Annotated in this window: 20 protein-coding genes; 9 read left to right on the top strand and 11 right to left on the bottom strand. The window is 61.0% G+C overall.

The window, feature by feature from the left end; translation table 11 throughout:
- Positions 1-16: 16 nt before the first annotated feature.
- Both ACMU_RS08960 and ACMU_RS18740 read right to left on the bottom strand, forming a co-directional pair.
- Positions 17-508 (bottom strand): thioredoxin domain-containing protein, encoded by a 492-nt coding sequence (locus ACMU_RS08960; RefSeq protein ID WP_152544565.1) that lies wholly within the window; start codon positions 506-508, stop codon positions 17-19.
- Between the two features lie 109 nt (positions 509-617).
- Positions 618-4,664: an ExeM/NucH family extracellular endonuclease gene (locus tag ACMU_RS18740; protein ID WP_161635654.1), complete on the bottom strand. Its 4,047-nt coding sequence runs from the start codon at positions 4,662-4,664 to the stop codon at positions 618-620.
- Between the two features lie 409 nt (positions 4,665-5,073).
- Here ACMU_RS18740 and ACMU_RS08950 point away from each other — a divergent pair, with 409 nt between their 5' ends.
- A complete protein-coding gene (locus ACMU_RS08950) occupies positions 5,074-5,799 on the top strand; it encodes a DJ-1/PfpI family protein (RefSeq protein WP_051588196.1) in 726 nt (241 codons plus the stop codon).
- Between the two features lie 60 nt (positions 5,800-5,859).
- On the opposite strand, the gene fsa is transcribed toward ACMU_RS08950, so the two are convergent.
- Together fsa and tkt are read right to left on the bottom strand one after the other, a co-directional pair.
- Positions 5,860-6,513: a fructose-6-phosphate aldolase gene (gene fsa / locus ACMU_RS08945; protein WP_035258531.1), complete on the bottom strand. Its 654-nt coding sequence runs from the start codon at positions 6,511-6,513 to the stop codon at positions 5,860-5,862.
- A gap of 14 nt (positions 6,514-6,527) precedes the next feature.
- Positions 6,528-8,543: a transketolase gene (gene tkt / locus ACMU_RS08940; protein WP_035258528.1), complete on the bottom strand. Its 2,016-nt coding sequence runs from the start codon at positions 8,541-8,543 to the stop codon at positions 6,528-6,530.
- A gap of 148 nt (positions 8,544-8,691) precedes the next feature.
- Here tkt and ACMU_RS08935 point away from each other — a divergent pair, with 148 nt between their 5' ends.
- The 5 genes from ACMU_RS08935 (at position 8,692) to ACMU_RS08915 (ending at position 13,328) form a co-directional block, all read left to right on the top strand.
- Positions 8,692-9,465, top strand: coding sequence for a DeoR/GlpR family DNA-binding transcription regulator (locus ACMU_RS08935; protein WP_035258524.1), 774 nt, complete (start codon positions 8,692-8,694; stop codon positions 9,463-9,465).
- A gap of 37 nt (positions 9,466-9,502) precedes the next feature.
- The gene (gap, locus tag ACMU_RS08930; protein ID WP_035258522.1) at positions 9,503-10,504 is read left to right on the top strand and encodes a type I glyceraldehyde-3-phosphate dehydrogenase; all 1,002 of its coding nucleotides are present in this window, start codon (positions 9,503-9,505) and stop codon (positions 10,502-10,504) included.
- A gap of 54 nt (positions 10,505-10,558) precedes the next feature.
- Complete coding sequence (gene eno / locus ACMU_RS08925) at positions 10,559-11,830, top strand: phosphopyruvate hydratase (protein ID WP_035258520.1); 1,272 nt, start codon at positions 10,559-10,561, stop codon at positions 11,828-11,830.
- Positions 11,831-12,018: 188 nt separating this feature from the next.
- Positions 12,019-12,546: a GNAT family N-acetyltransferase gene (locus ACMU_RS08920; RefSeq protein ID WP_035258518.1), complete on the top strand. Its 528-nt coding sequence runs from the start codon at positions 12,019-12,021 to the stop codon at positions 12,544-12,546.
- A gap of 104 nt (positions 12,547-12,650) precedes the next feature.
- Positions 12,651-13,328: a haloacid dehalogenase type II gene (locus ACMU_RS08915; RefSeq protein WP_035258515.1), complete on the top strand. Its 678-nt coding sequence runs from the start codon at positions 12,651-12,653 to the stop codon at positions 13,326-13,328.
- Here ACMU_RS08915 and ACMU_RS08910 read toward each other — a convergent pair.
- The gene (locus ACMU_RS08910) at positions 13,315-14,034 is read right to left on the bottom strand and encodes a DUF1330 domain-containing protein (RefSeq protein WP_035258512.1); all 720 of its coding nucleotides are present in this window, start codon (positions 14,032-14,034) and stop codon (positions 13,315-13,317) included. The genes ACMU_RS08915 and ACMU_RS08910 overlap by 14 nt on opposite strands.
- Before the next feature lie 131 nt (positions 14,035-14,165).
- On the opposite strand from ACMU_RS08910, the gene ACMU_RS08905 reads away from it, so the two are divergent.
- The 3 genes from ACMU_RS08905 (at position 14,166) to ACMU_RS08895 (ending at position 16,435) form a co-directional block, all read left to right on the top strand.
- Positions 14,166-15,023, top strand: coding sequence for a LysR family transcriptional regulator (locus ACMU_RS08905; RefSeq protein ID WP_161635652.1), 858 nt, complete (start codon positions 14,166-14,168; stop codon positions 15,021-15,023).
- 102 nt (positions 15,024-15,125) lie between these two features.
- The gene (locus ACMU_RS08900) at positions 15,126-15,596 is read left to right on the top strand and encodes a rhodanese-like domain-containing protein (RefSeq protein WP_035258508.1); all 471 of its coding nucleotides are present in this window, start codon (positions 15,126-15,128) and stop codon (positions 15,594-15,596) included.
- Between the two features lie 11 nt (positions 15,597-15,607).
- Positions 15,608-16,435: an alpha/beta hydrolase family esterase gene (locus ACMU_RS08895; RefSeq protein WP_035258506.1), complete on the top strand. Its 828-nt coding sequence runs from the start codon at positions 15,608-15,610 to the stop codon at positions 16,433-16,435.
- Here ACMU_RS08895 and mdoH read toward each other — a convergent pair whose 3' ends face one another.
- The 6 genes from mdoH to ACMU_RS08865 all read right to left on the bottom strand — a co-directional run bounded on the left by mdoH (position 16,436) and on the right by ACMU_RS08865 (position 25,512).
- A complete protein-coding gene (mdoH, locus tag ACMU_RS08890) occupies positions 16,436-18,313 on the bottom strand; it encodes a glucans biosynthesis glucosyltransferase MdoH (RefSeq protein WP_035258891.1) in 1,878 nt (625 codons plus the stop codon).
- Positions 18,313-19,842 carry a glucan biosynthesis protein gene (locus ACMU_RS08885; protein WP_035258505.1) on the bottom strand — a complete coding sequence of 510 codons (1,530 nt, stop codon included), beginning with the start codon at positions 19,840-19,842 and terminating at the stop codon, positions 18,313-18,315. The genes mdoH and ACMU_RS08885 overlap by 1 nt, the downstream gene beginning before the upstream one ends.
- Positions 19,843-19,845: 3 nt before the next feature.
- Entirely contained in the window at positions 19,846-21,129 is a 1,284-nt protein-coding gene (locus ACMU_RS08880; RefSeq protein ID WP_035258503.1) for an OpgC family protein, read from the bottom strand.
- Positions 21,130-21,150: 21 nt separating this feature from the next.
- A complete protein-coding gene (locus tag ACMU_RS08875; protein WP_035258501.1) occupies positions 21,151-22,515 on the bottom strand; it encodes a tetratricopeptide repeat protein in 1,365 nt (454 codons plus the stop codon).
- Between the two features lie 197 nt (positions 22,516-22,712).
- Complete coding sequence (locus ACMU_RS08870) at positions 22,713-23,918, bottom strand: CaiB/BaiF CoA transferase family protein (protein ID WP_035258889.1); 1,206 nt, start codon at positions 23,916-23,918, stop codon at positions 22,713-22,715.
- Positions 23,905-25,512 carry a thiamine pyrophosphate-binding protein gene (locus tag ACMU_RS08865; RefSeq protein WP_035258500.1) on the bottom strand — a complete coding sequence of 536 codons (1,608 nt, stop codon included), beginning with the start codon at positions 25,510-25,512 and terminating at the stop codon, positions 23,905-23,907. The genes ACMU_RS08870 and ACMU_RS08865 overlap by 14 nt, the downstream gene beginning before the upstream one ends.
- Positions 25,513-25,595: the final 83 nt, after the last annotated feature.

Below are 25,595 nucleotides of genomic sequence, written 5' to 3'. Positions count from 1 at the left end.
GGGGAGGGGGGAACGTCTAATCCAAATGCTCGCTGATGATGGCGCGCAGATCGTCATCTTGAACCGGGCCGCGTACGACCTGCTGCATCCGACCCCGCGCATCAAACAGCAGCAGGGTTACATGCGGCGCACCGTAACGTGCCGCAAAGGCGCTGCCTTCGGCTGAGGCAATGTTGGCGACAAGGAAGATGCCCTCGTCTTCCTCAAATCCTCGCATCGCCTTGCGGGTCTGTCGTTGCAGCTGCTGGCAAAGGGGGCATTGCGGGTCGTGCACCTGCACAATGGCGGGCACACCCTGACCAACACGGGTCAGATCGTTTTCATGGATCGTCGCCTGCACCGCCCGGACCGAGAAGAGCCCGCCGATCCCAACAATGGGCACAGCAATTGCGCCGGTTCGTAACAAGCGCAAAAACCGGCGGCGGCTTTCCTGTTGCGCCTGCGTGGCGGCGCGGGCCATATCGTCGGCTTGTTTCTTTCGTTTCGGGGTAGATCGTTTTTTCTTCATGACATCGTCCCGCATTGAACCGGGGCGAGCGTCGCGTGGAAAGCCACGCGGGGCCAGTCACAATAGAGTGAGGCCGGCCTGTTTCATCAGGCCGGCCTCGGATTTTGGATCAGACGAAGGCGAACTCGTCCGCCTCGAACCGTTCAACTTCGATCGCGGTGATCGACACGGCCAAGCTGTCGGTCACGCCGATCTCGACGCTGTCAAAGCTGGCATCACCTTCCAGATCATAGGCAATGACGCCATCAACGATGTCGGCGGCGACCATGTCGACCAACTCGCCTTCATCATAGAACTCAAGCGTCACCGAGCCTTCGCCGCGGATTGTGCCAAACTCGATAAAGATCTCGTCGGCGTCGCCAAAGTCCCCGGTCGGGGCGAGGTCCACGATCAGTTCTTCGTTGCCGTCGATCAGGCGCGCGTCACCTTTGGGACCGAACGTGTCCGAGCCGAACGTGGTGATGCCGATGCCCTCGCCGAAGCCATTGATGAACGACGCCTGAACCGGGCGTCCCATCGGTGCAGCCCCGTCAACTGCAGAGCTGATCATCAGACCCGCGCTTTGATCCGCCACCGCCTTGGCAAACTTCGGCAGGAAGCTGGCGTCGGGCGCGTAGTCGCCAACCGTGGTGATCAGGTGGCCGAAGAAGCCGCGATCATTGGTGTCGAAGTCGAACCGGGTTGTAACCGTCGGCATATCCAGCGTGATGCCGATCACCAGCGGGTCGTGATCCGACGAGGCGAACAGATCGTCGTTGAAGAACGCCGGGTTGTTGAAGCTGTTGTCGTAGTTCAACAGGTCCGGTTCGTCTGCGTTGATGTGCCATTCGGCCACGCCCGTGACATTGTCCAGCAGATCACCGCTGATCAGGCCGTAGTCCAGCGTACCCTGCTGGCCGTCAAAGACGAAGCTATAGGCATCTTCGCCGATGAATTCCGCGGCCAGATCGGTGAACCCGTCCTCGGTAATCTCGGATACCGGGTTTTCCTTGGCATAGGCGTTCAAGTCCCCAAGGATCAGCACGTTTTCCGGGCTTGTCGAACCTGTGGGGTTGCCGGCCAACCATTCTGTCAGCTCGGCTGCGGCGTCGGTGCGCACCTGGTTCCAGAAACCCTGGCCATCGTTCTGGTCAAAGTTCGGGTCGGCCAGCAGCGCGTCGATCAGGTCTTGGCTGACACCGGCGTTGATCGCGTCTTCCAGCAGATCGTCCAGCCCGCTGGGGCCTTTCGATTTGAAGTGGTTGACGGCGATGGTGATCTCGGCCCCGTTTTCATCCACGAACGTGGCGGCTACGGCCGGGCGGTTGCGGTCGAAATCGCCAACTTCCTGATCGTTGGTGATCGCCTGGATCTGCTCGGCGATGGCGAAGGTGGTGTCGGCCGAGGGTTCGTCAAACACCAGCACATCGGCACCAGCCACCGAGACCTCGTCGATCTTGTAGATCAGCCCGGTGGTGATCGCGTCGGTGCCGACGAAATCAACGCCCGGATCAACAAAACCGTACACCTCGCCGCCCAGTTCCGCGTTCAGCGCGTCAACCAGCGTGGCAATGGCGCTGCCTTCGCCGAAACCGTTGTTCTCCAGCTCCTGCAGGCCGATGATATCGGCGTCCAGCTCGACCAGAGCGGCGACGATCTTGGCGGTCTGGCGGGCCAGCTCTTCGGCATTGTCTGCACCGCGCGGGTTCAGATCACCGTTCGGGCCGGTGCCGTTCGAGCCTTCGTCCAGCGTGGTGAAGAAGTTCAGCACGTTGAAACTGGCCACTTTCAGGTCGCCACCAACCTCAGGTGCTTCGGTCGGGCGGTCATTGCTGCCCTCGACCTGATCCAGCGGGCCGTCGGCTTGCAGACGATAGTCGCCAAAACGTTCGTCCATCACCCCGGTGATCGACGTCACCTCGGTGCCCAGACGCAGGGTCGGGCCGGCTTCGGTCAGAACGTCGGTCGGGTCCAGCGGGGTGCCGTCGCCGCTGTCGATCAGGCGATAGATATCAGGGTTCTGCGCGGTTGAGCCGTCATCGATGGTCAGGCTGCCCAACTCGTTCGCCTCGATCAGCGCCTGAATCTCTTCCTGCTGGGTCTCGGGGTCCAGGATCTGTGTGGGCTGGGTCTGGGTGCCTTCGGACACGCGCACCTCGCCAAAGCGATCCAGGTTGAAGTTGGTGATCACGGTCAGCGGGTCTTCGCCGCCCGACACCAGTTCAACACGCATGCCTTCCACGGCCTCGTAGCCATCGGTGCCGATGGTGATCAGCGTGGCGGTGGGCAGGGTCATGCCCGATTGCAGGGTCTGGCTGTTTGACACGTTGGTCAGTTCGGTCAGGCCGTTGAACTCGTCCACGTCACCGGTCACGCGGATCTGGTCGCCAACCGCAACATCCGCACCCGGGGCGAAGACAAAGATACCCTCGGAGGTGGCGGCGTCGCCATCGGCGTCGGCGTCTTCTTCCTGCAGGTAATAGCCCGAGATGTTGCCCGACCCGTCGGTCAGGGTTCCAACCACGATGCCTTCGATGGTCACCTCCTGGCCGATCATGGCCGAGGCATCGCCCGAACCCTGAACCTCGTGGATCTTGGTGATCGAGAAGTCGTTGTCTTCGATGTTCAGCGTCAGGTTGTTGACGGCCAGCCCGTCATAGCCATTGTCGCCGCTGGACACGGTGAAGGTCAGGTTGCCGGTATGCGGCGTGGTTTCGTCCACGGCATCGTCAACGGCCTTTACGGTGATGGTCTCGGGCGTGGTGTCCGACAGGTTCACCTGTACCGATGCGGCGAAGTTCACGCCGTCGGTCGACACTAGCGTCTGCGCATCCGGTGCTGCGATGGTGATGGTCACACCCTCGGACGGGGTGGTGGCCAGTTCGACGGTGAAGGTGTCGATGGTCTCGCCTTCTTCGCTGACCGAAACACCATCGCCGGCGCGGGCGATCACGCCGGGCTGCGGGGTGCCGCCACCGGCGCCAACGATCTGGAAGTTGTCAACGGCGAAGTCTTCGTCGCCCGAGTTGACCGAAACAACCAGGCTCAGGTCCAGCGAGCTGCCGGTGCCGTCGATGCCGGCGGTAAAGGCCGCCAGGGCCTCGGACAGCGACGCACCGTCGCCGATGCCGTCGCCGTCAGTGTCGACGCGGAAGATGCCGTTCGAGGGGCTGGAGGACGACGAGAAATCGGCGCCGCGGAATTCCAGAACCGTCTGAACCGGGCCGCCGTCGATGCTGGCCTCGATGCGGATGAAGTCAGCCGCGTCGATGTCGCCGGGGTTGTCAAAGAACTCGGCAAAGCTGCCGGTGAAGCTCAGATCGGTCAGGCCGGTGATGTCCAGATCGCTCCAGGTGACGGTGACGGGCAGGCTGGCGCCTTCGCCGTCCAGGTCCATACCAACCAGATAGTTGCCGTCGTTGCCGGTGATCGCTTTTTCACCCGACGGCGTCGAACCTGCGCCAAAGTCGCCATTGCCGGCGCCATCGGTGATGCCGAAATAGTCAAACCCGCCATCCGAGAAGAACCCGGTTGAGGTGGTGAAACCCGAGGCGTCGTCGAAGGTTTCGTTCAGCACGGTGGTCTGCGCTGCGGTGCCGGTGACCTGGATGTCGTCGAACGAGATATCCTCGTCGCCGGCATTCAGGTTCTCAACAGTGATGCGCACATCCAACAACGCGCCGGTGCCCGCGATATCGGCCATAAAGGTCTGGAATGTGTTGGTCAGCAGGGTGCTGTCGGCGGTGCCGTCGAAATCCAGATCTAGGCCCGGTTCGGTATTGGTGCCGCCGGTGGCTGCAAATTGCAGAACCTTCACGAACCCGCCGCCGTCAATCGACACTTCGATAAAGACCAGGCTGTCGGCATCCCAGTCCTGGTTAGAGCCGTCGTCATCCTCGGCAAACAGGCCCGAGATCTGCAGATCGCTGAACCCGGCGATGTTGATGTCGTTGAATTCCATGGTCAGCGTGGTGGCAAACGGTGCCTCGCCATCGGTGTCCATCACGGCAAACCAACTGCTGCCTTCCTGGCCTGCCACCTGGTAAAAGCTGCCAATGTTGCTGCCGTCGGTCCGGATGAAGAAATCGCCGGTGCCGTCGGTAAATTCGGTTACCGAAGTCACATAGCGGGTGCCATTGCCGTCGGTTTCAAAACCTTCCTGGAAAATAACAGTCATCATTTGTTCCCTAAATGGTGGTCACTGGGCGTTCTGCAGAAAAGCGAATGCCGGATTGGCGCCGGTCTGGCCGACTTGTGCAAAACGATTGTGACAATCGCCAAGCTGAACAAACTTTTGCGCTGACGTATGGGGGATCGGCGAAATTGGGCCGATTGCGTGGCAAACCGGGCTATAGGGGCCCGGCAGCTAGCGCAGAGTTGAACGAGTGCGGTGTGCAACAGTTTCTTTGCACCGAAGATTGTCGGTAACGCGCTGATTTGGTTGCAATTTTTGCGCTATCAGCAGTTTTTGAACCCGGGCTCTGCGCGGCGCGGTGTGGCGCGGATTTTTCACCGAGCTTTCATTTGATCCGCGCGCCCGTGATCGGCAGTTTTGCGATGCATTTCAACCATTTCGGGAAAATCTCATGATGTTCAATCTTCGATCCACAAAGGCCCGCGCCGCAACGGCGGGGCGTATTCTGCGCGGCCTTGGTCTGGCCCTTGCCTGTGCCTTGACGCTGACCTCGCCAGCCATGGCCGACACCGAGGCCAAGAAAACCCGCATCGGCGTGATGCTGTTTGACGGCGTGCTGACCAGCGACGTGACCGCGCCGCTGGAGGTGTTTGGCTCGGCCATCGCGAACGAGACGCTGGACACGCTGGAGGTTGTCACCATCGGCACCACCGCTGGCACGGTCACAACCCACGAGGGGCTGACCCTTGTGGCCGATTACAGCGTCGCCGACGCGCCCGAGCTGGACGTGCTGTTGGTTGGCAGCGCCTATGACATGGACCCGGTTCTGGACGACACGGCGTTTATGGACTTCATCCGCGCACGGGGCGAGGTCGCCGACTGGCTGGCCAGCAATTGTTCGGGGGCTTACGTGTTGGCGGCGGCCGGTTTTTTGAACGGTGTGCGCGCCACAACCTATCCGGGCGGCGAGATCTGGTTGAAGCTGAACCACCCGCGGGTACGGATCGACATGAACGAGACCGTGGTGGTGGACAAGAACGTGATCACTAGCAACGGCTCGATGGTCAGCTATGCGGCCGCGTTCGAGCTGCTGCGTCAGATCGGCGGTGACAAGGTGGCCGACGAGGTGTCCGAGAACCTGTATTACGCGCGTCTGGCCAAAAGCTTTGGCTCGTGACATCGCAGTAATGCACAAGCGGCCCGACAGGATCGGGCCGCTTGGTTTTTGCAGGCAGGCTTACAGGATCGACTGACCGGTTGCGGCCCAGTCTTTCACGAACGCCGCCAGGCCCTTGTCGGTCAGGGCGTGGTTGGCCAGGCCCTTGATAACCGCGGGCGGGATGGTGGCCACATCGGCACCGGCAATGGCGCAGTCTTTGACGTGGTTGGCCGAGCGGATCGAGGCGGCCAGGATCTCGGTCTCGAATCCGTAATTGTCATAGATCGCGCGGATCTCTTCGATCAGCTCCATCCCGTCGATGTTCAGATCGTCCAGACGGCCGATAAAGGGCGAGATAAAGGTGGCGCCAGCCTTGGCCGCCAGCAGCGCCTGGTTGGCCGAGAAGCACAGCGTTACGTTGGTTTTGATGCCCTTGGCAGTGAAGTGACGGCAGGCTTTCAGTCCGTCCAGCGTCAGCGGCAGCTTGATCACAACGTTGTCGGCGATCTTGGCCAGATGCTCGCCCTCGGCAACCATGCCGTCGAACTCGGTGCTGGCAACCTCGGCCGAAACCGGGCCTTCGACCAGCGCGCAGATCTCGGCGATGACCTCTTTGAAGTCGCGGCCCGATTTGGCGATCAGCGATGGGTTGGTGGTCACGCCATCCAGCAGGCCATAGTCGTTCAACTCGGCAATGGCATCCACTTCGGCGGTGTCTACGAAGAATTTCATGTCAAAAGGTCTCCTTAGGATTTTCCGGTCAGCGCCTTGGCGCGGGCCACGATGGCCTCTTTGGTGATTCCAAACTTCTCATACAGGATGTTGGCCGGCGCCGAAGCCCCAAAACCGCGCATCCCGATCACGTCATCCTCGCTGGCCACATAGCGGGTCCAGCCGAAGGTGCTGAGCGCCTCAACCGCGATGCGCGGCGCGTCGCCCAGCGTTGCGGCCCGGTAGTCGGGCGACTGGGCGTCAAAGAGCTCCCAGCACGGCATCGACACAACGGCGACGTTCAGCCCGTCGGCATGCAGCGCCTCGGCGGCCTCAACCGCCAGCGACACTTCGGTGCCCGTGGCAATCAGCGTCACGTCGCGGCCCTCGCCGAACTGGCGGATCACATAGGCGCCCTTGGCCGACAGGTTCTCGGTGCCATCCATACGCAGCTGCGGCACGCCCTGGCGCGACAGCGCCATCAGCGACGGCGTTTTGCGCGACCGCACGGCGATGTCCCAGCATTCCAGCGTTTCCACCGTATCTGCCGGGCGCATTACGTTCAGGTTCGGAATGGCGCGCAGGCTGGCCACGTGTTCCACCGGCTGGTGGGTGGGGCCATCCTCGCCCAAACCGATGCTGTCATGGGTCATCACGTAGATCGTGCCGATCTCCATCAGCGCCGACAGCCGGATCGCGTTGCGCGCATAGTCCGAGAACACAAGGAACGTGCCGCCATAGGGGATCAGCCCGCCATGCACCGCGATGCCGTTCATCGCGGCGGCCATGCCGAACTCGCGCACGCCATAGCCGATGTAACGGCCCGCGTGGTCGGCGGTGAACTGGCTGTCGACGGCCGGCACGCGGGTCAGGTTTGATCCGGTCAGGTCGGCCGAGCCGCCGATCATCTCGGGCAGGGCCTCGGTCAGGGTTTCCAGCGCCATCTGGCTGGCCTTGCGGGTGGCCACTTTCTGCGGTTCAGCAAACAGCGCGGCCTTGGCGCCGGCCACGGCATCCGACAGCTCGGGCGGCATCTCGCCGTTGATGCGGCGGGTGAACTCGGCCTGCAGGTCTGCATCCAGCGCGTCGAACTTGGCCAGCCACGCGGCGTGATCCGCCGCACCGCGCGCGCCGATGTCGCGCCATTTGGTCAGCAGATCGGCGGGCACGTCAAAAGGTTCGGCATCCCACCCCAGCGCCGCCTTGGCGGCGGCAGCTTCGTCCGGACCCAAAGGCGAGCCGTGCACCTTGGCGGTGCCGCCTTTGGTCGGCGCGCCAAAACCAATCACGGTTTTCATCGCGATCATCGTGGGTTTGTCGCTGTCCTTGGCCTGCGTCAACGCGGCATCCAGCGCGGTGGCATCGTGGCCGTCGCATTCCAGCGTGTTCCAGCCACAGGCGCGGAAGCGGGCAGGCACATCTTCGGAGAACGAGATCGACGTGTCGCCGTCGATGGTGATCGAGTTGTCATCATACAGAACGATCAGCTTGTTCAGCTTCTGGTGGCCGGCCAGGCTGATCGCCTCTTGGCCGATACCTTCCTGCAGACAGCCATCGCCAAGGAAGACATAGGTGCGGTGGTCGACGATATCGCTGCCGAACTCTTCGGCCATGCGGCGTTCGGCCAGCGCCATGCCCACGGCTGTGGCAATCCCCTGGCCCAGCGGGCCGGTGGTGGTCTCGATCCCGCCGGCATGGCCGTATTCAGGGTGGCCCGCGGTGTGATAGCCCCACTGGCGGAAATTCTTGATCTGCTCGATCGTCGTGTCTTCGTACCCGGTCAGATACAGCAGGCTGTACAGCAGCATCGAGCCATGGCCGTTCGACAGCACGAACCGGTCGCGATCCGGCCACAGCGGAGCCGAGGCATCGAACTTCAGGTGTTTGGAGAACAGCACTGCCGCCGCGTCGGCCATACCCATCGGGGCACCCGGGTGACCGGACTTGGCAGCCTCGACTCCGTCAATCGACAGGGCGCGGATGCAGTTGGCCAGGGCAAAATTTGCGGGATCTTTTTCTTCGGCAGCTGAAATAATTACGTCTTTGGGCATGAGCGTCCTCCAATAGGTCGAGGGCCTCATACGCCGCTTTGCAGAAAATCACAATACATAACACCAAAATAACAAATTTAACTTGATTACGTTACGAGTTTTGTTACATACGCCTCAGCGAGCGCTAACAAAGCGCCAGGAGGCATCCGTGAAACTCGAAGATCGCAGACAGCAAATTGTCGACCTGCTGATGGTTCAGGGGTCGGTAACGCTGGAAGATCTGGCCAGCCAGTTTGGCGTGTCCAAGATGACGATCCACCGCGATCTGGACGATCTGGAAGAGGCCGGGCTGTTGCGCAAGGTGCGCGGCGGCGCTTCGATCGAGACAAGCTCGCAGTTTGAATCCGACTATCGCTATCGCGAGCGCCGCGGGGCCGAGGAAAAGAAACGCATCGGGCGCGCTGCAATCGAGATGCTGGAGCCCGGCATGACCGTTTTGGTCAACGATGGCTCCACCGCCGGTCTGCTGGCTGACATGCTGCCGGACAAGCGTCCGATCACGGTGATCACCAACAACCACGCGGTCATCCAGACCCTGATCGGGGTCACCGGCGTGACGCTGATCGCGCTGGGCGGGGCCTATTCAAAGAAATACAACGGCTTTTACGGCATCATCACCGAAGAGGCGCTGGCACGCCTGCGGGCCGATGTGGCCTTTATCTCAAGCCCTGCAATCCAGGGCACCACGGCGTTCCACCAGGACCATGAATTCGTAAAGATCAAACGCCTGATGATCGCCGCCGGCACCAAACGTTACCTGCTGGTTGACCATCTGAAATTTGGCCGCACCGCGCTGCACGAAATCGCCGATCTGCGTGATTTCGATGCGGTGATCACCAGCCAGGCCTTGCCCAAAGACATGGCGGTGCCGCTGCGCGACGCCGATGTGAACCTCATCGTTGCGGAGACTGATCCGCAATGACCCAAACACAGACCCACCTATCCGAAAGGAACCTGACATGACTGTTAAAGTTGCCATTAACGGCTTTGGCCGCATCGGCCGCAACGTCCTGCGCGCCATTGTGGAAAGCGGCCGCACTGATATCGAAGTGATCGCCATCAACGATCTGGGCCCGGTTGAAACCAACGCACACCTGGTGCGGTATGACTCGGTGCACGGCAAGTTCCCCGGCGAGGTCACCGTGGCCGGTGACACCATCGACGTGGGCCGTGGCCCCATCCGCGTGACCGCCATCCGCAACCCCGCCGAATTGCCCTGGTCGGACGTGGACGTGGTTCTGGAATGCACCGGCATCTTCACCAGCAAAGAGGCCTGCCAGGCGCATTTGGAAAACGGCGCGAAACGCGTTCTGATCTCGGCCCCGGGCAAACAGGCCGACAAGACCATCGTGTTCGGTGTGAATGACGACACGCTGACCGCAGACGACCTGGTTGTGTCGAACGCCTCGTGCACTACGAACTGCCTGTCGCCCGTGGCCAAGGTGCTGAACGACGCCATCGGCATCAAGCGTGGCTTCATGACCACCATCCACAGCTATACCGGCGATCAGCCGACGCTGGACACGATGCACAAAGACCTTTACCGCGCCCGCGCCGCTGCCATGTCGATGATCCCGACCTCGACCGGTGCCGCCAAGGCCGTTGGTCTGGTTCTGCCCGAGCTGAACGGCAAGCTGGACGGTGTGGCCATCCGCGTGCCGACCCCGAACGTGTCGGTTGTGGATCTGACCTTCGAAGCCAGCCGCGACACCACGGTTGAGGAAATCAACGCCGCCATCATCGCCGCCGCTGACGGCCCGCTGAAGGGTATTCTTGGTTACACCGACGAGCCGCTGGTGAGCATGGATTTCAACCATGATTCGCGCTCGTCGATCTTCCATCTGGATCAGACCAAGGTGATGGACGCTAACATGGTGCGCATCCTGTCGTGGTACGACAACGAATGGGGTTTCTCGAACCGAATGAGCGATACAGCGGTTGCAATGGGCAAGCTTCTGTAACACATCACGGGCGGTCCCTGACGGGCCGCCCGAACACATTTTAGAGGGACCGATATGAGCACAATCATTGATATTGTGGGCCGCGAGATTCTGGACAGCCGCGGGAACCCGACCGTCGAAGTCGACGTCATTCTGGAAGACGGCACCATGGGCCGCGCGGCCGTACCGTCGGGCGCATCGACCGGCGCGCATGAAGCTGTTGAGAAACGTGATGGCGGCGACCGTTACAAAGGCAAGGGCGTGCTGGAAGCCGTCGCTGCCGTGAACGGCGAGATTGCCGAGGCTCTGGTGGGTATGGACGCAACCGAGCAGGTCGCCATCGACGCCGCCATGATCGAACTGGACGGCACCCCGAACAAGGGTCGTCTGGGCGCCAATGCCATTCTGGGCGTGTCGCTGGCCTGTGCCAAAGCGGCGGCCGAGTTCACCACGCAACCGTTGTTCCGCTATGTCGGCGGCACCTCGGCGCGCGTTCTGCCGGTGCCGATGATGAACATCATCAATGGCGGCGAGCATGCCGACAACCCGATCGACATTCAGGAATTCATGATCATGCCCGTGTCGGCATCGAACGTGAAAGAGGCGATCCGCATGGGCGCCGAGGTGTTCCACACCCTGAAAAAAGAGCTGTCCGCCGCAGGCCACAACACCGGCATCGGTGACGAGGGCGGCTTTGCCCCGAACCTGGAGAGCACGCGTGTGGCGCTGGATTTCATCCAGACCGCTGTTGAAAAAGCGGGCTACAAGCTGGGCGAAGACATCTATCTGGCGCTCGATTGCGCGTCGTCCGAGTATTACAAGGACGGCAAGTACGAGTTGGCCGGCGAAGGCAAATCGCTGACCTCGGAAGAAAACGCCAAATACCTTGCTGACCTCTGCGCCGACTACCCGATCATCTCGATCGAGGACGGCATGGACGAGGATGACTGGGAAGGCTGGAAGCTGTTGACCGACATGATCGGTGACAAGGTACAGCTGGTGGGTGACGACCTGTTCGTGACCAACCCGGCGCGTCTGGCCGACGGTATTGCGCAAGGCGTGGCGAACTCGATGCTGGTGAAGGTGAACCAGATCGGCTCGCTGACCGAAACGCTGAAAGCTGTCGATATGGCCCACCGCGCGCGCTACACCAACGTGATGTCTCACCGCTCGGGCGAGACCGAGGACGCCACCATCGCCGACCTGGCCGTGGCCACCAATTGCGGCCAGATCAAAACCGGCTCGCTTAGCCGTTCGGACCGTCTGGCCAAATACAACCAGCTGATCCGGATCGAGGAAATGCTGGGCGAAACAGCCGAATACGCGGGCACGTCGATCCTGAAGTGATCGGCATGCAAAGCCATTAACCTTGAAAACCCCGCCTTTCATAGGCGGGGTTTTTTCGTTTCCTGCAACCGTTTGCGGGCGCCACCAAAGGCTTGCGCATCAACAGTTAACTGCCCAGGAGTTGCGGAATAAGATTGCACCAGAAGGCCAAGCTTGCGAGAATTTTGTACAAGGGTAAGGGGGGCAAGATGGACGACATCACGATCGAACTGTGCACGGCTGTGCCACCAAAAGACGAACTGAACGACATCCTAGTGCAATACTATGCCCTTGTGGTTGAACGGATGCAGGCCATGAATTTCGATATTGATCCCGCCGCCCCGCAAAGCGCGCTTGCCGAATTCTGGGCCAATTCGGCTGATTACCTGCCACCAAAAGGCTGTCTTGTTGTTGCTCGTAACAACGCTCGGCATATTGTTGGCTGTGGGATGATGAAACGCCTTGACGATGAAACAGGCGAGCTGAAGCGGGTGTTTGTCACCGAAACCGCACGCAGAACCGGAACAGGGCGGGCCTTGATCGAAATGCGCGAGAAGGTTGCGCGCGACATGGGACTAAAGCGGCTGATTGCGGATACACTGACCCCCAATGTAGAGATGCGGAACCTGTACCCAAAGCTGGGCTTCGTCGAATTGGCCGAACCGCTTGAAACAACAACTTACAGGGACCAGCCCATGTTACGCCCGCACCTGCACTACTTTGCGAAAGACCTGTAAGGCGCGGATTTGACCACGTTCACTAAACGCTGTTGCCAACTGAGCGCGGGTGAACAGCGTCAAAACGGGTTGTCAGTACCGCGTCCTGCGGCCAAAGTGAACGCATGGTTCAGGCACTGATTTTCGATGTATTCGGCACTTGCGTGGATTGGCGCAGTTCGGTTGCGCGCGAGGTTGCGGCGGACTTGCCGCGTGTTGACGCGCTGGCGTTTGCTGATGCCTGGCGCGGTGAATATCAACCGGCAATGGAGAGGATTCGAGCCGCTGATCGGGGCTATGTGCCGTTGGACGTGCTGCACCTAGAAAACCTACATCGCGTCGCCGACAGGATTGGTGTCATCGCCCCGGACAGTCTGAATGCGGCTTGGGAAAAGCTCGACCCGTGGCCCGATGTCGTTGAGGGGCTAAAGCACCTGAAACAGAGCCGGATTATCGCGCCATGCTCGAACGGGTCCATCGCGCTGATGACGCGGCTGGCCAAATATGGGAGGCTGCCTTGGGATTGTATTCTGGGTGCGGACATTGCCCGGGACTACAAACCCAAGCCCGAGGTTTATCTGGCCGCCTGTTCCGCGTTGGACCTGCCGCCCGGGCAGGTGATGATGGTTGCCGCGCATAACGATGACCTGATGGCGGCGCGCGATGCAGGTTTGCGGACAGGGTTTGTGGCCCGACCCACAGAATACGGCCCCGAACAGCAGGCCGATTTGCAGCCCGAGGCCGATTGGGACATCGTGGCCAGTGATTTTGTTGCACTGGCCGCCGAGGTTAACGGTCGCTGACCATTGTATTGATCAGAAACAGGTCGTTGATTGCGGGATCCCGCAGTTCTTTGATGTTTGCCTGAAACACTTCGGTTGTCACAAACTGATTGAACTCGGCCGCCGTAGGCCAACCTGCGATGCCACTGACCTGATGTTCAAACGTGTCCTTGTCAAAATTGCTCGGCGGCAATTCGGCCAGCGTTTCACGGCCATACGTCAGGGCTGTGGGAATCACGTTCTGGAAGAAAGTGCCCAGCATTTTCGGCGAATCCGGCGACGCCATGTTGCCACCAAAGAACTCGTAAACCTTGCCCTTGGTTGTGGTGTCAATTTCGATCGGGGCGGGAACATCGTGCAAAGCGAACTTCATTTCACGCACAGCGCCGTCGCGGATAGCGGCATTTTCCTGAACACGCGGGTCAGACAGGAAAGTACGGAACGCCTCGGTGCTGGGCCACGCGATCATCGAAACATAGTCGGGCTTCAGGTTACCTTCATGTACGCCAATCACATCAAAGACTGCATGCCACACGCCGCCATGTTCGGCGACAACGGGGTCAAGCGGCCGGGCATAGTCGTTGAAATAGGCATCGTGCTGGCCGTGCTTCAGGTCCAAGTACAGCAGTTGCAGGACACTTCCGGCAGGAACAGTGAAGTCGGCGAAGGCGGCCGTGCCAAGAAAAAGGGCGGGCAAGGTGGCGAGGGCTGTTTTCATAGGTTTCATTCTAAGTCTCCATTTGTGTTTGGTGACACAAATCTGGGGGGCCAGGGCGTGCAGGAAACTGTGCAGGCTTGCCTTATGTATCCGCAAATTTGCATAGTTACCTTATGTTGAAAATTGCGTAGTCATGGATGATGCCTGAAACACACCAACTGCTGCTTGCCATTGAACGTACCGGCTCGCTAACACAGGCCGCGCGGGTCTTGCGGGTGAACTATTCCACAGTTCGACGGCGCCTGACCGAGGTTGAGGACCGCCTGAAAGTTGCGCTGTTTGAACGCGGACCGGCAGGGTATCGGCCGACATCTGCGGGACGTGATTACCTGAGCACTATTGCGCAGGCGGACCAGTTGATTGCGGATGCCGAACGACACGTGGCGGGGCGCGAGTTACAGGCAGACGGTACGCTCAGGATCACCACGACCCAGGCGTTCTTTTCGCATTACCTCACCCCGCTTTTGCCGGGGTTTTTGGTCCTGCATCCGGGCATTCGGTTGTCATTCTCTTTTGGAAACGCTTTTCGCGACTTGTCACGCCGCGAGGCAGACGTGGCGTTGCGGTTTTCAACCGATCCCGGTGACACGCTTGTTGGCGTGCGGCTGTTTGATGTGTCTTTCGCACATTATCGGCATATCTCCCTGCGCGAGGCCACGGATCCATGCTGGATCGGATGGGCCGAAGACAACAAAACCTCGCATTGGCTGCCAAGCGGCCCAATGCCACAGGCGCCCATCGGTGTGTGGGCCTCCGACGAATTGGCGCAACTGTCGCTTTTGCAGGCAGGGCAGGGGATGGCTTGGATGCCGTGCTATCTGTGCGACCCTGACAAAAGGTTAGAACGCGTGCCGGGTAGTGCGCCAAAACCGCAAATCGAGCTTTGGGCATTGACCCATCCAGACCTGCGTACCAATCCGCGTGTTCGTGCATTCTTGGACTACTTTCTGCCGATCCTGCGGTCTGACGCGGCGCGCTTTCGTGGCGAAACCACCTAACGAAGGTTTCACAGTTACGAGAGATCGCTGTCGCATGCTCGCACCGTCGCCCAGCGGCTGCTAGGGTTCGTGCAAGTTATTGCAACAGATCGAGGTACAGACATGTCCCGCGAACTTCTCAGTCGGCGAAATGCCCTTATTGGTGGTGGTGTTGTTGTGTTGGGCGCAGGTGCCGCCTTTGCCGGACGGTCATATGTGATGCGCGTGTCTGTCGAGGGCGACCTGCTGACCCCGCCCGAGGCGCATGATCACGCCACCGCCGGCCGCATTACCTTGGTCGACATTCGACGCCCCGACGAATGGGCCGAAACCGGAGTGGGCGAGGGGGCAGTGCCGCTGGATATGCGACGGCTCGACTTCATTGCCGCGCTGGACAAGGCCACAGGGGGCGACCGGACGGTCCCTATCGCCTTGATCTGCGCGCGCGGTGTGCGGTCTCGCAAAATGACCGAGCGTCTGACCGATGCCGGCTATACCCATATCATCGACATCCCCGAAGGGATGTTGGGATCGCGCGCTGGGCCCGGGTGGCTGAAACGCGGCGTGCCTACTGTTTCCTATTCCGACAGCTGAGAGAGTAACTGATGCGTACATCTTCGATCACGCTGGGTCTTGCGACCTGGCTGTTTGGTGCTGCCGCGATGGCGGCCGATTGCGGTGGGGTCGATCAGGCCTGCGAAGTGCCTATGGGCAGCTATCACATCGCTATGCCCGAAGGGGTCGACGGCGCGGTTCCCGCGGTCATCTTCCTGCATGGCGCGGGTGGGACCGGCGCGAGGGAGATCAGCAATGACGCGATGCGCAATGGGCTGTTGTCGCGCGGCTATGCGCTGATTGCACCTAATGGCATGGGCCGCGAAGGGCGCGGGGGTGGTTTCTGGTCCTTCATTCCGGGCCGCGAAATTCTGCGGGACGAAAACGCGTTTCTGGACGAAGTGGCCGCGGATGCTGCACAGAAATTCGGCGTGGATCGTGACCGGATCGTGCTGTCAGGGTTTTCCATCGGCGGCTCGATGACCTCTTACGCCGCTTGCGCGCAGCCTGACCAATTCTCGGCCTATGCGCCGGTGGCGGGCAGTTTCTGGCGACCCCACCCAGCCGAATGTACGGGCCCTGTACGTTTGTTGCACACCCATGGCTGGACCGACGGCACCGTTCCATTGGAGGGGCGCCCGCTGCGAGGCGGTGCCATTAATCAAGGCGACGTTTTTCACGGCATGTCGATTTGGCGCGCGGCAAATGGTTGTGACGCGTGGAAGGCGGACCGGTTCGAGATGACCGAATCTTTCTGGCACCGCAGATGGGTTAATTGTAACGAGGGTACCGCGCTGGAATTTGTCCTGTTCCCCGGTGGCCACGGCGTGCCACGCGGATGGAGCCAGATGATGCTGGACTGGTACGAAGGCCTCTGATTATTCGGCTGCAAGTTCCGGGCGCGCGGTGTCACCGAACATTGCGCGTTCTGCCTCGGCCGCTTTGCGAATGGCGGGCGGGTCGATATGTTCGGGCGCAGGGATCAGCGCACCGCGACGGCCCATCGCGTTCAGCCCACTTATGGCGGACAACGGCACAGCAATCGCCAGGCTCAGCCCAATGGGCAGCAGCCAAAGCGACACAATGCCAAAGGCAATGCCTGCCAACAAAGCCAGACCTGTTACCGTTTCCAGCGCGTGAAACTTGGCCGTTGTCAGCAGACCGTATTGCCCGCCAGAACGGTTTTGCGGTGTCCAGCCCACGCGCAACCCCAGCGCAATGCGCAATACGGCGACCGTTTGCTGTACCATCTGCACCGGCGCATAAGCGATCGACATCGCCAGTTCAATCAACGCGGCCGGCAAGAACCGGCGCATTCCACCAAATGCACGGCGCCGCGTTCGGCTGGTCAGGATCACCGTGATGCCCAGAATTTTCGGGGCCAGCAACATGCCGTACATCACCGCCAAGAACAGAACCGATTGGGTGCGCGTCAGCTCCGGCCAGACAGGATATAGCGGGTTTGTCTCGCTGAAATAGCGAATAACGCTGGTTTCCTGCCCAGTGCCCAAAAGCGCCCAAATCACCAACAAAACGAACCAAGCGGGCGACAGAAGATAGGCCATCGCGCCGTGAAACAGGTGGTACCGCGACAGCGGGTGCAACCCGCGTGTGGCCAGCAGGCGCAGGTGTTGCAGGTTGCCCTGACACCAGCGGCGGTCGCGCAGAACATGGTCGATCAGCGTCGCAGGGGTTTCCTCGTAGCTGCCGCCCGGTCGTGTCAGAAACCGCACGCCCCAACCGGCACGGCGCAGCAATGCAGCCTCGACAAAATCATGGCTCCAGATCATCTGGTCGCGTCCGCGACGCCCACGCAAATGCGGCAATCCCGCAGCGCCCGCAAAGGCGCGCGTGCGCATGATGGCGTTGTGACCCCAGTAATTGCCCTCGCGCCCCGACCAGCGTGCCAATCCCTCGGCCAGAAGGAAGCCATAGGCGGCATTCGCGAATTGCTGCAGCTGGGCAAAGAGGCTTTCGGCCCCGATCAGGCGGGGACAAGACTGTATCAGCCCTGCGCCGGGATCTGCGGCCAGCTCCTGCACCAAGGACGAGATCGCCTGACCTGACATCAGGCTATCGGCGTCCAGCACCAACATCGCTTCATGCGCACCGCCCCATTGGGTCACCCAATCGGCAATATTACCAACCTTGCGGTCGATATTCGGCACCCGGCGACGGTAATGCACCGGTATCGCGGCGGGTGCGCGTGCATAGAGCCATGCGAAGCCTTCGGCTTCGGCCTGTGTTGCCTCTTCGTCTTGCGTGTCGGAAAGAATGTAAAAACGATAATCGCCCTGCGGATCGGCACGCATCAGGTCCTGCAACATCGCGGCCGCATTGCCAAAAACCTCGCGCGGGGTTTCGTTGTAAACCGGCACAAGAATGGCAGTGGACATGCGGCGATGCACATTATCGTGGCGCGCAACGCGTGGTGGAACTGCCAGCGCATGCAGGCCAGCCAGGGCCGTGCTGACCGAAATCAGGATCCAGATGCCAGTCAACCCTATCAACGCCAAAAGCATAACCTCCAACGCCATCAACCCGCCCATGGCAAGCCAATTGCCAATGGCCGCCAACAACGCGGTCATCGCCAGACCTGCCAGCCCAAAAACAACCAGTCGCCAGAAACGCGTGCGGTTTGACGGCGCAGGGGCGCGCACGGCCAAAGGTGGCGCCGCACGCAGGTCCTGTGGCGGCATCTCTAAGGGTGCATGCGGGGGCATCAGGGCCAGGGGATCGCGCAGATCGCGCGGCATCAGGCCGTCCACCGGTAAAGCCACACCTCGGACAGTGCCTGGCCGGGCAGGCGCAGCTGGGCGCGGAACTCCACCACTTGCGCGTCGCCGGGGATAAACCGGAACGCCAGCCGCGCGCCGCCGGTTTCGGGGTTGCGCTGCAACACGCCCTCGGTCACCTCAACCCCGCCCGAGGCGCGGATCAGTTTGACGACCTGCGACAGATCCTCGGGCAAATCTGGATGGGCGGCAAAATCGATGGCGATGATATGGCCATCCGAAAACGTGCTTTCGCCCATTCGCGTGTTCAGCACCTGCGCCAGCGTGTGCACCGGTGCGGGGTCGGCGCCCCAGTACAGGCGGTAGGCGAAACGATGGTTCTTACCCGGCTCCATCGGGTCCATCGGGCGCCAATAGGCGACGATATTGTCGTAAATCTCTTTGTCCGACGGGATCTCGACCAGCCGCACACGGCCCATGCCCCAATCGCCCTGCGGTTCCACCCACAGGCCCGGGCGGGTGTGGTAATGCGCCTCAAGATCGGCGAAATCACCCAGCTGCCGGGCGCGCTGCATCAGGCCGAACCCTTTGGGGTCCTTGTCCAGAAAGCCCGAAACCTGCAGGCGCTTGGGGTTGGCCAGCGGGCGCCAGATCACCTCGCCCCCGCCATTCATCATCATCAACCCGTCGCTGTCATGCACCGCCGGGCGAAAATCCGAGAACCGTTCGCGGTTGGTCTCGTCAAACAGAAACATCGACGTCAGCGGCGCCAGCCCCACATGGGTCAGCCGCTTGCGGGCAAAAAGGTCGGCCTCGACCTCCATCACCGTGGTGTCGCCGGGCGTGATGCGGAACCGATAGCATCCGGTGACCGAGGGGCCATCCAGCAGCGCATGGATCACCGTGTCCATCTGGCCCGGTGCGGGGCGTTCGATCCAGAATTCGGTAAATTCGGGAAACTCTTCGCCCGATGGCTCGGCCGTGTCGATGGCAATGCCGCGCGCCGACAGGCCGTAATTCTGACCTTTGCCAATGGCGCGGAAGTAGCTCGCACCTTGCATCACCATATATTCGGTGAAAATGCCCGGCGTCTCAAGCTCGGCCCGAAGGCGCAAACCGGAATAGCCCAGATCGGTGGGCACCGGCAGGTCGGGCACCTGGTCGGTCTTGTCGAACACCGCCATGTCGAATTGCACCCGGCGGGTTTGTCCCTCTTCCACGGCGTTGATCTGCACGGCGCGGGGGAAATAGAGGCCGGGGTGAAACACGTCCATCTGCACGGGCGTGTCGCCATCTGCCCACAACGCGTTGCGTGTGTCGAACCAGATGGATTTGTACTGCTCGTAACTCAGCTCACGCCATGCCAATGGCACTTCGGCACGCGGGGCATAGGCGCGTTTGGCCATGTCGCGGGCGCGGTCGATGATAGCGCGGCGCGAGAACGGTTCACCCTTGCCCAGCATCAGCCCCGGTTCGCCATCGGTGGCACCGGCCAGTTGCGGCGCCATGGCGGCCGAGGCGAGAACGGAAAGAAACTGCCGACGATCCATGGTTTACGCCTTTTTCCGCCAGGGTTGGGTTTTGAACCACCCCGCGCCGTAGGCGCACAGGATGATCGCCGCAAAGCCCACCGCGTTGACCCACAGCATGGTCCAGTGCGATTTGCCCACCACGTCGAAGGTCATGCCCATCAGGCGGGCAAAGAACATCGAGAACACGAATACCGCCAGCGATTGCTGCCCAACCTTCATGATCACCGCCAAAAGCGGCGCCCAGGCGCGCGCGATCAGACCCGCGCCGTGCGGCATGATCCGCGCGCCGCCGGGGCCCACAACCACCCAGGCCAGATAGGCCAGCGCCAGGAAATGCACATAACGCAGCAGGCCGAAATCGGATTTGGAGATCAGGGGCCGGTTGTCGATGCGCCATTCGCGGGCGTTGAACAGGGCATCGGCATTGCGCAGGCCAAGCTCGCGCACCCCGATGCTGGACAGCGGGATGTTGATCAGCACCACGAACAAAGCCAAACCGATCAGCCACCAATGCACCGGTGGCTTCGGTAGCCAGCCGATCATGAAGGCAAATCCGGTGAAAAAGATCAGCTGCCAGCCAAACGGGTTGAAGAACCAGCCGCGCTGGGTCCATGGCTCTGCCGGCAGGTTGATATCGGCCCACCATTGCGCCATCAGCCAGCCATCCTCGGACAGGCCCAAAAGCAATACGATGGTCTTGGTATTTGCCGCCAGCCAGATCAGCCCCACGGCCAGCGCCACAAGCCGCAGGTCGACCCGCGACAGGCCCACCATCACCGGCATCATGATGAGGATCACCATGTACATCGGCAAAATGTCGAAATAGTTCGGCACATAGGTCAGGGTGAAAAGGGCCGGCAATTGCTCGAACGGGCGGTTGAAGAACGGGTAGAGGTTCAGCTGCCCCACATAGTCGCGGTCAAACAGCCCGGTATTGTTCAGCGCCGCCATCGTCGCGGCCACCGCAAAGAACAGCCCGATATGGGCCCAATAGACCTGCCAGACGCGGAAGCCGACGCGGGCGGTGCCCAGCGCCATGCCCTTGCGCTCGAACGTTTTGCCAAAGGCGATGGCCGAGGCCATGCCCGAGCAGAACACGAAGATCTCGGTTGCATCCGAAAAGCCCCAGCGCGCCGGGATCCACAGCGTCAGCCAGTTGCCGGGCGTGTGGGCGATCAGGATGATGAACATCGCGATGCCGCGAAAGAAATCCAGCCGCGGGTCGCGCGTGGTGGCAGCGGGCGCCGCCGCCGTTGCGCGGGGCGTCGCCGAGTAGTTGGTGGTCGTCGGGTCAGCGATAGTCATGCAATCCGCCGTATTAAGTTGTTATTGGGCCGGGATATCCGAAAGCGCCTGCTTGGCGCGAGCAATCGTGTCATAGCGCGTTGCGGTAAACCTGTCTTCGGCCCCTTTGCGCTTGTCCTTGCGGCTATCCAGCACATCGGTGGCCTGATCCAGTCGACCAGCGCGGATGCCTGCATCGATGGTGATGCGTTCAAACACGTCGCGTTGGGCGTGGCTGCCACCAATTGATTGCATCGCTTCTCGCGCGCGCAGAAGGTTCAGGAATGCGTTGTCATAGCGCCCCTCGCCAAATGCGGCCAGCCCTTCGGCGGCAGCTAGACCGGGGTGGTTAAAAATCTCGTCTTGGCTGACTGCGTTGCGCGAAGCATCGCGGTGCATTCGGGCCAGCATCTGCGTTTTGGCGGTTTCCCTTTCCCCGCCGATGAGGGCCAGCATGTAATGCAGGTCTGCAAAAACCAGCACGCCGTCGTCCGAGCGCGCCTCGGCAAACTCGGCCAGCTCTTCCCAGCGGGCTCCGACGTCATGTCCTTCAAGCTCCAACCGGCTCAGCAGGGACGTGGCGTTCGAGATGTCGCGGTAATCATCCGTCTGATCAAAGCGGATTTTCTGATCATAAAGCGCAAAGACCTTGTCCACCTCGCCTTGATCCAGATGCAGCAGCGCTTTGTGCCACCAGACATGATAACGGAAGTTGTTGCAGTGTTGCCATTTGCTTTCATTCGCGTCCAGCAGATCGATCCCCGCGCGCGCTTGCGCGGTCATGTCCAGTACATGCGCCACTGCGTGCAAACCCCAGGCGTCGTCGGCGGTAAGTGTCAGCCCCTCACGGCCTACGACTTCGGCGCGCACGTACTCGCCGTTTTCTTCCAGCGCAAAGGCCTGACAGCCCAACAGGTAACCGCGACCGGGGTGGTCTGCCCCATGTGCCTGCTCTACGCGAAGAACCGACCGCAACATGCCCTGCGCATCGCCCAGAATGAACCGAATGGCATGGCTCACCTTCATGGACAGCGTGTCGCCTGGATTTGCCAACAGCACTTTTTCGATCTCGGTCACCGATCCTGCAGGGTTGCCGTCCAGCCAGGATTGCAGCGCGTTTACATAGGCAACCTCACGTGCGGTGGCGCCTCCTTCGGCCCGTGCCAGCTTTGCATTGGTCAGGCTTTCGCGAGCAATGTCGAACAATTCCCGTTTGCCCAGCATCAGGAACATCAGCCCCTTTGTGGCATGTGCCATGACGAAACCGGGGTCCAGTTCGATGGCGCGCATCAAATGCGTGGGCGTATCGGCCCCATGCGCCAGAAAAGCCAGGATCGTCTTGTTCCAGCTTTCAAGGGCCTCAGGGCCGTTTGCGGTGACTTCGCCGCCGAAAATGTCAGTAGCCATTCTATACGCTCCACAACGTCGTTAAATTCGCGCTGAGTCTGTTATACGCTGCGTTGCAGCCAAAAATACGTCTGCAACAAAGAACCAACGCATACGTGAATGGACGTCATCGGAGTTTTCGGCCAAAAACAGCCAGTTTGCCGGAAAACCGGCAAAAAAGCCCCGCTTATTGCCGAAAATAGGTGCGTTGGCAGGATTTAGCCGGTGTGATCTTCGTCTGATCTGGCCAACGACTGTAACACTTCGTCAGTGTCCTGCCCAAACCTCGGCGGGGCAGAACGATAGCGCACCGGTGTGCGCGAGAAGTTCAGCGGGTTGCCCAGAACCTGCACCGTACCTGCACCGTTGGCCTGCATCGGAACGACCATGTGACGCGCGCGCGCCTGATCGGTGGACAGCGCTTGCTTTACGGTGTGAATCGGGCCAACCGGCACTTTGCGTGCCTCCAGCCCATCGATGATTTCCGCCATGGACCGGGCCGCAATTAGCGGCGTGATTTCGGCAATCAAACCGACGCGGTTTTCCAGCCGCGCGGGGTTAGTGGCAAACTCCGGCAGTTCGGCCAGATCAGGCCGCCCGACGAAGTCGCAGAACCGGCGGAATTGGCCGTCATTGCCGACGGCCAGAATCACATGGCCATCCGCAGCGGCAAACACCTCGTAGGGCACGATATTCGGATGCGCATTGCCACGCCGCACCGGGTTCTGTCCCGAAGCCAGGAAATTTGTACCTTCGTTGATCAGCCAAGCCATTTGTGCATCGACCAAAGAGAGGTCGATATGTTGGCCTTCGCCGGTGGCATCGCGGTGCCGCAGCGCCGCAAGAACCCCGATGGTGGCATACATCCCGCACATCACGTCGGCGATGCCCACGCCCACTTTCATGGGCTGGCCGTCCGGATCCCCCGTCAGGCTCATGATCCCGCCATAGCCCTGCGCCATCAGGTCATAGCCGGGTTTGTCGCGGTTTGGTCCGGTCTGTCCAAACCCCGAGATCGAGCAATAGACCAACCCCGGATGCGCAGCACAAAGCGTTGCATGATCCAGCCCGTATTTGACCAGACCGCCGGGTTTGAAATTCTCGATCACAACATCGGCTCGCGCCGCCATTTGGCGCAGAACACGTTGGCCCTCGGCGCTGGCCAAGTCGACGGCAATGGACTTCTTATTCCGGTTCGCGGCCATGAAATAGGCCGATAAATCAGTGTCTTGCCCATCTGGGGTGGGCGCATAGGGTGGGCCCCAGGCGCGGGTGTCATCTCCGCCGGTTTTGGGGTTTTCGATTTTCCAGATCGTAGCGCCCAGATCGCCCATCATCTGCGTGGCCGTGGGGCCGGCCAGAATGCGCGTCAGGTCCAGAACGACGATTCCATCCAGCGCGCCCGGTGTCTCAGATCCGGCCATCATAGGCCCCCTTGTCGATCACTGCGGCGATCACGGTGAATGTGTCGGCCTCTTGGGCTGCCGCCAGCGCGGTCCGCAGTTCCGCGCGCGAGGTCACGGTGTGCCCCGCGCCGCCAAAGGCGCGTCCGATAGCAGCAAAGTCATGGCTGCCAAAATCCACACCGTTATTGGCCATTTGACGTTGGCGTTGCTTCAGTTCGATCAGGGCAAGCGAGGCATCGACGAATACGACAAAGATCGTTTTCAGGCCCAGCTCCTTGGCTGTGGCCAGCTCGCCCGCGACCATCAGGAACCCCGCATCACCCGAGAAGGACACAACTGTGCTGTTGGGCGCGGTCAACGATTGCCCCATCGCCAATGGCACCGCGCATCCCATCGTGCAAAGGCCTGAGCTTTGTACCAGTTCGCGCGGCGCGTCGCAGCGCCACATCTGGCTGAGCAAAATGCGATGCGCGCCACTGTCGGCACTGGCCAGCGTCCCAACCGGCAGCACGTCGCGACATTCGTCCATCACGGCGGCAGGGCCCCAAACGTCGTCGATAGGAAACGCCTCGGCCAGCGCGGATTTCAGAACCTCGACTTCGCCACTCGTCCATGTTTCGTGCGGCGTAAGGCCCGCGTCCAATGCGGTCAGTGTTTCGGCGCAGCCGGTTACAAAACTGAGCGTCGCTTGATGCATATAGTGATGGTTCGGCGCGGCGGTGATGTCGATCACGTTCTGTTGGCGCGCGTCCCAGATATCGCGCCACCCCACGCGCATCTCGATCGGGTCATAGCCGACGCAAAGGATCAGGTCCGACGACTGCAAAAACGGCAGCAACAAAGCGTCTGCCTTGGGCGACAAACCCGCCCCACCCAGTGACAGCGCGTGACCTTCGGGCAGGATACCTTTGGCCTTGTAGGTGGTTACCACGGGCAGGCCGTGTTTCTCGGCAAAGCGCTGCACGGCAGCGGCCGCACCTTCGTTCACGGCATCCAACCCTACAACCATAACGGGGCGCTGCGCTTCGGCGATTATGGCACGGGCACGGTTCAGATCGGGGCCCTCGGCCGGGGCTGCGGGGCTGGTTGGTACCCGGCGCGGGCCGGGCTGTGCGGGCGCGTCGGCCACGCTGATCGGTACATCGATATGCACGGGGCCGGGGCGGCCTTCGGTGGCGATACCCAGGGCTTTGTCGGCGATCACACCCGCCGCCCCCGCGCTTAGAGTGAAGGTCGCCTTTGTAATCGGATCAAACACCGCGCGGTGGTCCAGCACCTGATGCGTATATGTCTGGGCCTCGTCTGCATCCACACAGCCCGACAATACAATGACCGGTACACGATCCTGTTCGGCATTGGCGACAAAATTTACCGCGTTCAGAATGCCGGGCCCCACCGTGCCCACCAAGATGCCAGGTGCACCTGTGCGATGCCACGCGCCCTCGGCCATGAAGCCGGCGGCGTTCTCGTGTTTGCAAAGAATGAACCGAATTCCGGCTTTTTCCAGCGCGTCGACAATCGTCAGAACCTCGCCCCCCGGCATTCCGAATGCATGGCGACACCCGGCATCGTAAAGGCGTTGGGCAAGGACATCGGCGGCGCGAAGAGGCATGGCAGGCTCCGTATTAGGCTCACAGATGGCCTAGCGAAGCCCCGAAGGGATGACAAGCAACCGCCCGGCCGGGTTACAGGAAC

Source organism: Actibacterium mucosum KCTC 23349 (genome assembly GCF_000647975.1).
GTDB classification, from domain to species: Bacteria; Pseudomonadota; Alphaproteobacteria; order Rhodobacterales; family Rhodobacteraceae; genus Actibacterium; species Actibacterium mucosum.
The sequence above is the reverse complement of the archived record's forward strand: the minus strand, read 5'-3'. Positions and strand labels throughout refer to the sequence as shown.